Annotated in this window: 12 protein-coding genes; 2 read left to right on the forward strand and 10 right to left on the reverse strand. The window is 55.7% G+C overall.

The window, feature by feature from the left end; translation table 11 throughout:
- Position 1: 1 nt before the first annotated feature.
- The 9 genes from BUA39_RS07630 to BUA39_RS07670 all read right to left on the reverse strand — a co-directional run bounded on the left by BUA39_RS07630 (position 2) and on the right by BUA39_RS07670 (position 10,085).
- Positions 2-847, reverse strand: coding sequence for an SMP-30/gluconolactonase/LRE family protein (locus tag BUA39_RS07630; RefSeq protein WP_072792433.1), 846 nt, complete (start codon positions 845-847; stop codon positions 2-4).
- A complete protein-coding gene (locus BUA39_RS07635) occupies positions 847-1,452 on the reverse strand; it encodes a 2-dehydro-3-deoxy-6-phosphogalactonate aldolase (RefSeq protein ID WP_072792435.1) in 606 nt (201 codons plus the stop codon). Before BUA39_RS07635 ends, BUA39_RS07630 begins: the two co-directional genes overlap by 1 nt.
- On the reverse strand, positions 1,449-2,375 hold the full coding sequence (locus BUA39_RS07640) for a 2-dehydro-3-deoxygalactonokinase (protein WP_072792437.1): 927 nt from the start codon (positions 2,373-2,375) through the stop codon (positions 1,449-1,451). The genes BUA39_RS07635 and BUA39_RS07640 overlap by 4 nt, the downstream gene beginning before the upstream one ends.
- Complete coding sequence (locus BUA39_RS07645) at positions 2,372-3,142, reverse strand: SDR family NAD(P)-dependent oxidoreductase (RefSeq protein WP_072792439.1); 771 nt, start codon at positions 3,140-3,142, stop codon at positions 2,372-2,374. Before BUA39_RS07645 ends, BUA39_RS07640 begins: the two co-directional genes overlap by 4 nt.
- Entirely contained in the window at positions 3,142-4,851 is a 1,710-nt protein-coding gene (locus tag BUA39_RS07650; protein WP_072792441.1) for an IlvD/Edd family dehydratase, read from the reverse strand. The genes BUA39_RS07645 and BUA39_RS07650 overlap by 1 nt, the downstream gene beginning before the upstream one ends.
- Complete coding sequence (locus tag BUA39_RS07655; protein WP_072792443.1) at positions 4,848-6,932, reverse strand: alpha-galactosidase; 2,085 nt, start codon at positions 6,930-6,932, stop codon at positions 4,848-4,850. The genes BUA39_RS07650 and BUA39_RS07655 overlap by 4 nt, the downstream gene beginning before the upstream one ends.
- Entirely contained in the window at positions 6,929-7,777 is an 849-nt protein-coding gene (locus BUA39_RS07660; protein ID WP_072792445.1) for a carbohydrate ABC transporter permease, read from the reverse strand. The genes BUA39_RS07655 and BUA39_RS07660 overlap by 4 nt, the downstream gene beginning before the upstream one ends.
- A gap of 1 nt (position 7,778) precedes the next feature.
- The gene (locus tag BUA39_RS07665) at positions 7,779-8,696 is read right to left on the reverse strand and encodes a carbohydrate ABC transporter permease (RefSeq protein ID WP_072792448.1); all 918 of its coding nucleotides are present in this window, start codon (positions 8,694-8,696) and stop codon (positions 7,779-7,781) included.
- Between the two features lie 123 nt (positions 8,697-8,819).
- Complete coding sequence (locus BUA39_RS07670; RefSeq protein WP_084604810.1) at positions 8,820-10,085, reverse strand: ABC transporter substrate-binding protein; 1,266 nt, start codon at positions 10,083-10,085, stop codon at positions 8,820-8,822.
- Between the two features lie 141 nt (positions 10,086-10,226).
- Here BUA39_RS07670 and BUA39_RS07675 point away from each other — a divergent pair, with 141 nt between their 5' ends.
- Complete coding sequence (locus BUA39_RS07675) at positions 10,227-11,012, forward strand: IclR family transcriptional regulator (protein WP_072792450.1); 786 nt, start codon at positions 10,227-10,229, stop codon at positions 11,010-11,012.
- A gap of 19 nt (positions 11,013-11,031) precedes the next feature.
- A complete protein-coding gene (locus BUA39_RS07680) occupies positions 11,032-12,093 on the forward strand; it encodes an ABC transporter ATP-binding protein (RefSeq protein ID WP_072792452.1) in 1,062 nt (353 codons plus the stop codon).
- 52 nt (positions 12,094-12,145) lie between these two features.
- On the opposite strand, the gene BUA39_RS07685 is transcribed toward BUA39_RS07680, so the two are convergent.
- Entirely contained in the window at positions 12,146-12,706 is a 561-nt protein-coding gene (locus BUA39_RS07685) for a DUF4202 domain-containing protein (protein ID WP_072792454.1), read from the reverse strand.
- Positions 12,707-12,758: the final 52 nt, after the last annotated feature.

Consider the following 12,758-nt stretch of genomic DNA (forward strand, 5'->3'; position numbering starts at 1 on the left):
CTCACAAGATAACTTGGTGTTCCGCTTGTCCGGTCGCGTCTGGCAGGGAGACCACAAAGGTTTTTCCTTCGGCGTCACCACTCAACCCTACGGCTGCCGATGTTGCGTAAAGATCATTGAGATCAGCGCCCCCGAAAGCCGGGCAAGAGATTTGTACGGCATCAAATTCAATCGCCGTAAGCAGCTGGCCATCTGGACTATAACATGCCACGCGATTCACGCCCCATTGCGCGTTCCAAAGGTTGCCAGCAGCGTCCACGACCGACCCGTCTGGGTTTAGGCCATCCTCGTTAACATCTACGAACACAGTTGGCTCTCCGACGGGCCATCCCGCCTCGTCCAATGCGACCTGCATGATGGTTTTCTTTGCTGTATCGCTGTAATAGGCCACGTCGCCCAAGGGACCGAAGCAGATGGAATTAGAGATCGATATATCGCCGAACAGCTTGCGCAACTCGCCGCGATAGTAGCGGTAAATCGCCCCTGCACCGGGTTCGCCGTTAAAGCCCATGGTCCCGATCCAGAAACCGCCTTGTGGATCTGCGCGCCCGTCGTTGGAACGCGTGGCCGCATTGTCGGCTTCCAAAGCGACCAACAGTTCGCGTTCACCTGAACTGAGATCAAAGCGATAAAGCCCGGTTTCAGACGCGATCATCAACGTGTCTGCATCGACCCATCCGGCGGCAGAAACGTGTTCGTCAAAGGTCCATTCCTGCTCGGCCCCATCAACGCGCGTTAAAAGCTTCTTGCCGAGAATATCGAACCAGAACATCTGCTGACGCAGAGGGTGCCACAGCGGACCCTCACCTAACTCGCAAATGCGGTTGTCAAAAACTTCTGCGCCCATCAGTCCATGACCTCATCATAGGCCGCGACAATTGCGTCTGCTTTTGCGCGGACGTCTGCAGCACTCATACCGGCCTTGTAGATGCCGCTGCCGATGCCGAAACCACTTGCACCAGCTTCTATCCACTTGCCGAAGTTGTCAGGACCGGCGCCACCGACCGCGTAGACCTTGGTGCGCTGCGGCAGGACGGCACGCATGGCTTTCAAACCCGCGATACCGAGAAGATCGCCGGGGAAAATTTTCAACCCATCCGCACCTGCGCGCAGGGCTGCGAAAGCCTCGGTTGGGGTAATCACACCGGGGAAAGATTGCATGCCCAGTGCCTTAGTCTTTTCAATGACCGGCACGCAGGCATCTGGCGATACAATCAACTCACCGCCCGCATCCTTGACGCTTTGCACATCTTCTGGTGTCAGCACAGTACCTGCCCCGATCAACGCACGGTCGCCAAATTCCTTGGCAATCGCTTCGATGCTTTGAAACGGCTGCGGAGAGTTCAGCGGAACTTCGATCCGGTCAATGCCTGCTTCAAGAATTTCAGCGCAGATGCCAACAACTTCGTCAGGCTTCACGCCACGTAGGATGGCAATGACTTCTCGGCTCATGGGTTCATTTCCTTCACATCAGAGTAGGCCGCTTTCAGGCCGCTCAGGGTCATGTCGCTGACGGAATGCAGAGAGGCTTTGACGCCCTGTGCAGTAAGTCCGTCTTGGTAAAGTTTACAAAGCGCAGGCGCGCCAATCAGGGCGACTGGCATGCCCAGCCAATAGGGCCGCGCCCCGGCCAGCTCGAGTCCGATCAGATAACCGGACAGGCGTGCCTTTCCCTGAGAAGGCGTCATGTCGCCAACAAGGAACTCTGCACGCAACCCAAAGAGTTTGCTGGCGATCGATTGTGGGCGGCTCATGGCATCCGACAGGGCGTCAACAAAGGCATCCGCATCCCAATCGTCACCGTTGACCGTGTGTCGCAGCACAGATTGTTTGGACAACAGTGCGAACAATTCGCCGGTCATATAGGTCTGAAAGCTGACGACCTCTTTGGCCGAAATCCGCGCCCATTTGGTGTGGGTGCCGGGCAGGCAAAGAACGCCATCAAAATCTGGGTTTTCTGCCAGAAACCCAGCGATTTGGGTTTCTTCGCCACGCATCACATCGCCCGGGTTGGTTTGTTTCAAACCGGGTAGAATCCAGACGGAAATGCGCGGGTCCTTGGCGTCGACCCGTGTGGCGCCTTTGCCGTCGGGCGGAGCGCAGGGCACCGCCTGATAGGTGGCTTCTTTCCAACCTTGCGCCGCCCCGACCATGCCGCAGCAAATCACAGGTGTGACTTTATTATCTGGCAGGTCTGCGTCGATCAATTCAAGCAGCGCACCTTCGAATTCAGACGGGGCCAAAGACCCCATCCCGCGGTCCGAAGACCGTTCGGCAAGTACCGTGCCGTCGTTATCCAGTAAAGACAGCCGCAAATTGCTGGTGCCCCAATCCACAGCCACCAGCGCAACGCTGTCTCGAATTGTATCTGTCATCCCGTTACTACGACTCCGCCGTCCACAACCATGGCCTGACCAGTCATCATCTTGCTTGCGTCAGACGCCAGGAACAGCGTCGCGCCGACGATATCTTCGGGCCCCAAAGTATCTTTCAGGCATTGACGGCCAAGGTGGTCTTCCAGCGCTTCAGGTGTGACCCAAAGTTCTTTCTGCTTGTCCGTAAGGACCCAGCCCGGTGCCAATGCGTTCACGCGGATCTTGTCCGGGCCGAATTCGCGCGCCAAGCTGCGGGTCATACCATTGATGCCCGAATTGGCGGTTGTGTAGGCCGGATAGCCCGCATTGCCCATCATATACGAGATCGATGTGAAGTTCACAATGGTACCGCTACCAGCCGCTTTCATACCCGGCATAACCTCTTGGCAAGCAAAGAAATAAGCCTTGAGATTGATGGCTTGAGACCAGTCCCAGAACTCTTCGGTGACTTCTTCGGTGCTGTGGCGCTTGTCATTCGCGGCATTGTTGATCAGCGCGGTCACCGGCCCATGGGCTTCAGAAGCCTGCTGAATAGCCGCCTTCAGCGCGGGAATATCGGTGATGTCACATTGGATGAACAATGGACGGTTGCCGTGCTTGGCTTCCATCTCATCGCAGAACGCCGTGCTGTCGGAGCGCTGAACAAAGGCGACTTTGGCGCCCTGCGCCAAGAAACCTTCGGTCAGGAACGCACCGATGCCAGAACCACCGCCCGTGATGAATACGGACTTTCCCTTGAGGTCATGGAATGTTGCATTGATTGCCATCAGTGGCTCTCCCTTGTCACAGGGCGGGTGTCTTTGCCCACCAAAAAGTCCAGATCGGCACCCTTGTCGGCCTGCAGCACGTGATCAACGTACATCTTGGCATAGCCACGGGTGTAATAAGGTTCCGGCGCGACCCAAGCGGCGCGGCGTTCGGCCAGTTCGTCCTCTGACACCAGCAATTCCAGAACGCCGGTCGACGCAGAGACTTTGATCCGGTCGCCAGTTTTCACAAGCGCCAATGGCCCGCCTGCCGTCGCTTCCGGGGCGACATGCAAGATGACCGTGCCAAAAGCCGTGCCCGACATGCGCGCATCAGAAACCCGCACGATGTCTTTGACACCCTGTTTGGCAAGCTTGGCCGGGATCGGCATATCGCCCACCTCGGGCATGCCGGGATAGCCTTTGGGGCCGCAGTTTTTCAGCACCAGAATGCTCTCTGCGGTGACGGGCAGATCTTCGCGGTCAATATTGGCTTTCAGCTCTTCGATGGTTTCAAACACGTAGGCCTCGCCCTCATGCTCCAGTAGGTGATCGCTCGCGGCGGAGGGTTTCACAATAGCGCCGTTGGGTGCCAAGTTCCCCCGTAGAACCCGCAGACCCGCTGCGGGTTTGCGCGGTGCATCATAGGCAAAAATCACGTCACGATTGTAACACTCGGCCCCGTCGAAATAATGCGAGATATCCTTGCCCATCACGGTGTTGGCGGGCTGCAGCTTGTGACTGATTTCTTTCAGCACAACCGGTACACCGCCTGCGTAGCAAAAATCTTCCATCAGGTATTTGCCCGAGGGCATGCAATTCACCAGTAGAGGTATTTCGCCGCCCTTTTCGAAGTCTTCCATCGTCAAATCGATGCCAACCCGCCCCGCAAGCGCCAGAAGGTGCACGACGGCATTGGTCGAGCCACCCAGCGCAGCGTTGGCGACAATGGCGTTGTCAAAGCTGGCTTTGCTGAGAACGTCGGACAGTTTCAGGTCTTCGTCGACCATTTCGACAATGCGTTTGCCTGTCATATGCGCCAGGGCCATGCGGCGCGCGTCGACGGCGGGCAATGTCCCGTTCATCGGCAAGGAAAGCCCCATCGCTTCGGACAATGACGAGGTGGTCGAAGCCGTGCCCATCGTCATGCAGACACCTTTTGAACGACTCATGCCAGACTCGGTTGCCATGAAGTCCTTAAGGGTCATTTCTCCGGCTTTCACGGCCGTGGCAAATTTGCGCACGTCGGTGCCGGACCCTAGGTCGCGGCCCTTCCATTTGCCATTCAGCATAGGACCGGCGGACACAACGATGGTCGGCAGATCAACCGACGCCGCACCCATCAATTGGCCCGGTGTGGTCTTGTCGCAGCCGCCCAACAGCACAACGCCATCCATGCCATAGGCGCGGATCGATTCCTCGACATCCATCGCCAGCAGGTTGCGAAACAGCATCGCCGTGGGCTTCATCTGGGTTTCGCCCAATGACATCACCGGGAATTCGACTGGGAAACCACCGGCTTCCCAAACCCCGCGTTTGACGCCTTCGGCCAGTTCTCTTAGCCCCGAATTGCAGGGGGTCAGTTCTGACCAAGTGTTGCAGATACCGATCACCGGACGCCCATCAAAAGCATGATCAGGGAAGCCCTGATTTTTCATCCAGCTACGCCGGATGAAACCATCTTTGTCCATCATGCCGTACCAGCTGCGATTGCGTCTGCTTTTGGTCATAGGCGTGTTCCTTCAAGTACCCACATCTTGTCCGGGAAGCTCCATGGCAGGGTCAGTCCCTGCGCCATCAGGTAGGCCCCGCTGGCGACCAGTGGTTCGGATTTTAACAATGGTGTGCCGCGAGACAGATAAGGCGCGTCATCTCGGTTGATCAATTCGACTCGGTACATCGCGTCCGGGCTAAGCCGGGTCAAGCGCAGAGGCCGCGGCGCGATCTGTGAGGATGTGCCTGCCAAACCGGCGAAGACAACAAAGCGACCGCCACCCTCGGCGAGTTGTTGCTCTGCAATCACCGCGGGATCAGAGCTATCAAGGCGCAGAATATCCGCCCGGTACATCCAGTCTCGGTTCTCTTTCCACCATGCGGTCACCTTGCTGAGCACCTCGACTTCGTCGTCGATCAGCTCGCGCGGGTCCATTTCAAACCCCATGTGGCGCTGAGCAGCAACCCACGCGCGGAACCGGATGTCGTAGACACGGCCCGACGTATGGCATTCACGCGGGCCAACGTGACTTCCGGTCACGGCGGAAGGAAGGAAGATCGCAGCGTTGTGCTGCATCTTCAGGCGTTCCAATGCGTCATTGGAATCCGACAGCCAAACGCGCTGCGTGCGGCTGAGGATGCCAAAGTCAATCCGGCCACCACCCGAGGCGCAGCTTTCAATTTCAACATGCGGGAAGGCCGCACGCAGACGATCCATCAACGCATAGGACCCACGGGTCTGCGCGGCATCCGGCAAAGGCAGCACGCGGTTGTGGTCCCATTTGATATAGTCGATCTCGTAGTCACGCAGGATCGCACCGATCCGATCAAACAAGAATTCCTGCACATCGGACCGCGCCATGTTCACTGCTTTTTGCTGACGTCCAAGGATCTGGTCTTCGGACCCCAATGCCCATTCGGGGTGCGCCCGGTGAATGTTGGAGTTTTCATTGATCATTTCTGGCTCAAACCAGATCCCAAAGGTCATACCTTCGGAATGCACATGGTCGATCAGCGGCTGCAGCCCTTCTGGGTATTTGCGCGCGTCAACTTCCCAATCTGACAGTGCCATCGTGTCATCATCACGATTGCCAAACCAACCATCATCCAGAACGAAACGCTCTGCCCCCAAGGCAGCGGCACGGCTGGCGATCTCTTTGAGTTCAGGCAGGTTGTGGTTGAAATAAACCGCTTCCCAGCAATTGTAGTGCACAGGTCGTGGACGGTCCGGATGGGGCCATGTCACCACGCGGTCGCGCAGGTGGCGCTGAAAGGCCACGGCACAGCCGTTGATTCCGTCATCAGAGAACACCGCATAAAGGGTCGCGGTTCCAAAACGCGTCTTTGCAGAAAGTTCGACGCGAGTCGCATGGCCGAACTGGATTTGGCGACGCCCATCGGGCAGCTCTTCCGCCGCCATACGGTGCCCACCGGACCAACCGTAATGGAAGGCGTAGGCATGGCCTGAGGCATTGGTCGCTCCGCCACAGGGAACAATTAGCCCTGGGAAATGTTCGTGGCCCGTGCGGCCTGTGCGATTTTCGCGGTAGCGCATGCCCGCAGACCACGGCGTGCGGTTCATCTGAAACTCGCCACACCAACGACCTGCGAAATCGATCATCTCGGTCGAGTTCTGCGGCGCCGGGAAAACGGGCGCAGACAGCCAGTGCAGGTGCACCGGATGGGCCGCGTCGACCCAGGCCTTCGCCTCGATCATGTGGGTTTGCCCGTCAATTGCAAAACGGGCGGAATAGGTCAGGATGCCTTCCTGATCTTTAAAGGTCAGCGTCAGGGCATCGTCTTCTTCCTTTGCCTCGGCAAAGCAGAATTTCGGCAGCATTGGCGTGCCGTCTTTGTCACGCAGGCTCATGCCCGGCTGGCCGGGAAAACTGCGCGTTGCCTCAGGACAAATTGAAAGTTCAGGGTTTTGGTCGAGCATGCCCCCGGTAACATCGAGGACATGAGCTTTGTAGAGCGTTGTCAGGTCTTCTTTGTCTGACAACCTGGGCCCCCAATAGACCACCTCGGCGAGGTGGTCATTGTGGGAACCCAGAACAAGCGTTTGACGTGAGTCATCAAGACGCCAGCATTGGATCATTTAACGGCTCCTAGAGTGAGACCGGCAATGAAGTGTTTCTGCATCAGGAAGAACATCGCCACAGGCGGAAGCGCTGCCACAATGGAGCCTGCACTCATCAGGTGATACGCGGCACGGTACTGAGCGTTAAAGCTCGTGATACCCGCGGTCACCGGCTGACTTTCGGCACCCTGTGTCAGGACAACTGCCCAGAAGTAGTCGTTCCAGATGAAAGTAAAGATCAGCACCGCCATGGCCGCCAACGCTGGTTTCATCAGCGGCAGCACCACGTGCCAGAAGATTTTCCACTCTGCCACGCCTTCAACACGTGCCACCTCGATCAGATCGAAAGGCAGCGCTTTGATGAAGTTCCGCATGAACAGCGTACAGAAACCTGTCTGGAATGCGATGTGAAAGAACACTAGCCCGGTTTTGGTATTATAAAGACCCATATCCAGAGTCAGGTCCCGTACAGGCACCATGAGAATCTGGAATGGCACGAAGTTGCCCGCGACGAACATGAAGAAGATCCAGATGTTCGAACGGAATTTGTAAACGCCCAGCGCAAAGCCGGTCATGGAACTTAGGACAACACAGCCGATCATGGTGGGTACCGTGATCAGAACAGAGTTCATCAGATAACGGGGCATGTCGGACTGAAAGAAGACCTTGCCGTAGTTGTTGACGAACTCAAACGAGGTCGGCAGACCCCAGTAGTTGCCGGTTGTGAAATCCGCATCCGGTTTGATCGAGAACACAGCAACCGCGATCAGTGGCAAAAGCCAGAGGACCAAGGCCGCAGGCAGCAGCGCCTGATAGGATAGCTGCCATGTGCGAGAGGATTTTTCGATTGGAGTCGGAAACATATCAGCGACCTCCCTTTTCATCTTTGTACATTGACCACAAGAAGTATGTGATGAAGCACAGCATGATCAGGAACAGAACAACCGCGATCGAGGCACCATAGCCCATGCGGAAGCCATATTCAGACAGGGCGACCTCGAACATGTAGAATGACAAGACGCGGCTCTCACCGAATGGACCGCCGTTCGTCATAATCGAAATCAAGTCAAAGGACCGCAACGCGCCGATGATCGTCACAACGAAGGCAATAAAGGTTGCTGGTTTCAACTGAGGAACGATGATGTGCCACAGCATTTTCCAACCTTTGGCACCGTCCAGTCGCGCGGCTTCGATCTGCTCTGGGTCAACGGCATTCAAACCGGTGAGGTAGAGGATCATACAGTATGCCGTTTGTGGCCAGATGCCTGCGGCAATAATCCCGTAGGTCACAAAGCGCTCGTCCCCAAGCACGTTGATTGGATCAATCCCGAACACCGCCAAGAATTGGTTCAAGAGCCCAAACGTCGGATCGTAGAACCAGGTAAACACGAGGCCCACAACGACTTGAGAGATCACGAAGGGGAAAAAGAAGAGTGACTTATAAAGACGGATGCCTGTGACGGTCTGGTTCAAGAAGAGCGCAATAAAGAGACCGGCAGGGATCGCCAATAGGTAAAGAACCAGCCAGATCAAGTTGTTGCGTAAAGACACGTAAAACGCATCGTCCCAATACAGTTCTTCATAGTTGCCCATGCCAACCCATTGGGCTTCGCCCAAACCGTCCCAGTCGTAGAAGGAGACATTGATGGATTGGAAGATGGGAAAGATGACGTACAGAAGAAACATCGCGACGCCGGGGATCAAAAAGAGCCATGGCGTGGCAGCTATCTCATTCCGCTTGTACCACGACGCTTTGGTCGCGGCTTCAGTGGATGAAGACATGTTCTATCTCCGAGGAGCTATGCACGGTTTTCCAAGAAAGTTGTTCAGAGGGGTGGAAAACACCGCGCTTTGAAAGAATGAGGGCGTAATGCGTCTATGCACTACGCCCTCAGAGATCAGATATTACTTGTAGATACGCTGAGCAGCTCGGTCGAGGCGATCAATGATCTTATCAAGATTGTCTGGTTTCACCATGAACTCCTGGAAACCTTCCATCGCAACTTTCGCCATTTCTGCTGGTGCGTCGCGGTCAAAGAACTGCGCAACACCACCTGGGCTGTTGGAGGAAAGCATCTCGAAGCCTTCTTTCAGGAACTTGTCGTCATCCACAGAGGATTTCGCATTCACCGGCAACTGACCCAGGTTGTCACCATTGTTGATAAGTGTCTGGTTTTCAGCAGATACGACGAACTTCAAGAAGGCTTTTGCAGCTTCTTTGTTCTTCGCACCGGATGGGATGTGGAACGTGTCGGTTGGCGCGTCTTCTGCGAGTTCAACATCTGGGTTGATCGATGGGAACTGGTAGAAGTCCAGTTTGCTGTCGTCCAGACCTGCTTCACGCAGTGGTGGCACCGCGAAGTTGCCTTTCAGGATCGCTGCTGCTTCGCCAGAGACGATGAACGGCAGGGATTCTTGCCAGCTGTATGCGGTGTGGTTGTCGATGAACGCGCCCATGTCGATCAGTTCACGCCAGTTGGCGAATGTCTTCGCAACACCTTCGTCTGTCCATGGGATTTCGCCACCGGTCAGCTTTGCGTGGTAATCATACCCGTTGGTGCGCATGTTTAGGTAGTCAAACCAGCCACCTGCGGTCCATAGGAACTTGGTGCCGATGGTGTAGCACTTGCGACCAGAGTCCAAAATGGTCTGGCAGTTGGACTTCATTTCTTCGAAGGTTGCAGGCTCGTTTAGGCCCAGCTCTTCGTAGATGTCTTTGCGGTAGTACACACCCCATTGGTAGTAGGTGTATGGTACGCCCCACTGCTTGCCATCCAGGGTCATCGCGCCCTTTGTGGATGCCAGATCAGCAAGTTCAGGGTCTTCCCAAACATCAGAGATGTCTTCAAACAACCCTGCGTCTACGTATGGACGCATGCGGTTTGCCGCATACCAGTTTGCAACGTCAGGCGCATTTGCTGTCAGGAAGTTCCGGATCTGAGTCTTGTACGCTTCGCGGTCAATCACCGTCAGCTCGATGTTCAGATCTGGGTGCATCTCACCGAAACGCTCAACCATGCCTTCCATAACCGCGCGCGGCGCCGGGTTGGACATGTCAGAGAAGATGACGAGATCGCCAGACAGCTTTGCATGGCTCCCTGCAAATGCACCGGTGGTGAGTGCAGCGGTCGCAGCCAAAGTCGCCAAGACGGACTTGGTTTTATGGAACATGGTTTTCCTCCCCATTTTGCTCCGTAGATGTTCCAAATAATGGAACTTAGTTTTAACTATTGAAAATAATGCGCCGACTCACTAGGGTTGTCAACATGTTTCGTCAGCTTTACGGCGGCGGAACAGGGAGGAAAAAACAATATGGCGCAAACTGTCAAAAAAGACGGGACGGTCGGTAAAGCGTTGGAAATTCTCGACTTGGTCGCGACTTTCAACCGCCCAGTTCGGTTCTCGGAGCTGCTTTCGATCAGCGAGCAGCCGAAAGCGACTCTGTATCGGTTTCTTCAGACTTTAACGAATCAGGGTATGTTGTCTTACGACGAAGACCGTCAGGTCTACAGCATGGGGCTGCGTCTCGTGCGCCTTGCCCATTCGGCCTGGCAAAGTGCGTCTTTGGCCCCACTCGCCTCAGAGATGCTGGACATCTTGGAAGAGGAAGTTGGCGAAACCATCCACCTCGCACAGATGGAGAACGGTCAGGTTCTATTCGTCGACAAGCGCCGCAGTTCTGTTTTGTTTGAAACGCTTGCTCAGGCCGGGCGAATTGCGCCCGCACATTGCACGGGGGTTGGCAAAGCCATTTTGGCCTTCATGGCACCCGAAAGGCTGGAGCGCGCTTTGAAACAACAGGCGTTTGTGCCATATACGGCGTCGACGCACAAAGATCGCGAAAGTCTGATAGCCGAATTTGACACGATTAGGGCAGAAGGTGTCGCATTTGACAGGGAAGAGCACGAGCGTGGAATCATTTCGATTGCTGCGCCGATCTTATTGAACAACGGCAAGGTCGTGGGTTCGGTCTCTATTGCGACCACAACTTCACGCCATAGTCTAAAGGATTTGGAAACCTTCAAACCTCAACTGCTACAAGCAACCAAAGCAATCGGTGATGCCGCGACAACGTGGCAATTTCCATCACCAAAATAACCTCGGGAGAGAGAAGTAAATGTCGGGTGTAGAACTCACGAATGTCATCAAGAAATATGGCGAAACGCAGGTCATCCACGGTGTGGACCTGAAAATCGAAGAAGGCGAATTCTGCGTCTTTGTTGGCCCATCGGGCTGCGGTAAATCCACACTCCTGCGTATGGTTGCGGGTTTGGAAGAAACGACCGGCGGTCAAATGACAATCGGGACACGTGATGTGACCCATATGGACCCTGCCGAGCGCGGCGTGGCCATGGTGTTCCAGACCTACGCACTATACCCACATATGACCGTCGAAGAAAACATGGGCTTTGGCCTGAAAATGAATGGCGTGCCCAAGGCCGAGATCGACAAGAAAGTCGGCGAAGCCTCACAGATTCTGCAGCTTGACCAATACCTCAAGCGCAAGCCCAAAGCGCTCTCTGGTGGTCAGCGTCAGCGTGTGGCGATTGGCCGTGCGATTGTGCGTGGCCCAGAGGTTTTCCTTTTTGACGAGCCTCTATCCAACCTTGACGCAGAACTGCGTGTCGACATGCGCGTTGAAATCGCGCGTCTGCACAGCGAAATCGGCGCGACCATGATCTACGTGACCCACGACCAGGTCGAGGCGATGACCCTTGCGGACAAAATCGTCGTTCTGCGTGCAGGCTACATTGAACAGGTCGGCGCCCCAATGGATCTGTTCCGCGACCCGGACAACAAATTCGTTGCTGGCTTTATCGGTTCGCCATCCATGAACTTCCTGAAAGGCGTGGTCGAAGGCGGCAAAGTCCGCGTGCCAGCACTGGATGATGAATTGGTTGACGCGTCCGTCAGTCTGCCAGCGGAGGGCACCGAAGTTCTCGTCGGTATGCGCCCGCAGCACCTGACTGTCACGGCTGCGGATACCACAGTTAAAGTTGATCTGGCCGAACAGCTGGGCGGTGTGTCCTACGAATACCTCTCGGCAAAAACCGGTGAGCGGATTGTCGTGGAAAGCAAAGAGGAAGAAGTTCTTCCCAAAGGCTCGACTGTGAAGGTGGCTTACCAGCCAGAGAAGGTTCTTTTCTTTGATGCGCAAACCGAAAAGCGCATTCGCTAAGTCAGACCCGCTTGGTTAAAAAGAAACGGCGCCCTCTGAGGCGCCGTTTTTGTTACGCGAAAGCCGCTGCCAAGGGCGCTGGTAGCTCAAATTCCCTAAGCACGCGGGCGCGACCCTCTGCCGACATCTTGCGCGCGGTTTTTTCGACGATGCGCAGAACTTTGTCGTCGGGATGTTTGGCCGCAAAGGGGGCGAAATACCATTTCAGAAACACGAAACAAATGATGTCCTCAAGCGCCTGCACATTGTCATCGCGCTTGATGCCTTCCTTGCGCAGCATTTTTTCGACGTCCGCACAGTCCTCAGCGCCATAGCCCGCAGCTGCCATGAACCCCGACACTCGGCTGGCATGATGCGCGCCAAGATCGCGACGCCATTTCAAATAGCCTGCGCGCCCCTCGGGATAGTCTGCGCGTTTCAAAACCCAACGCTCAATATGCTGGCCGCGCGCCGCGATCTGCAGGATTTCCGGCGCGTCTGGGAACAGCCGATCACATTCCGCACTCATGCGTTGTCCGTACAAAAGCGCTTCCGGCTGGCCTTCGTCCATACGCGGGTCCTGCGCGTTCGCCGCGTCGATTTCTGATAATACGTTTTGAAGTGCGTCGCTCATCCTGCCATCCTCGCTTGCTTGCCGCCAGCATAGCCAGTGCCGCCAGCATACA

Origin of the sequence: Cognatishimia maritima, from assembly GCF_900129685.1 — a bacterium.
In the GTDB taxonomy this organism is placed as follows: Bacteria; Pseudomonadota; Alphaproteobacteria; order Rhodobacterales; family Rhodobacteraceae; genus Cognatishimia; species Cognatishimia maritima.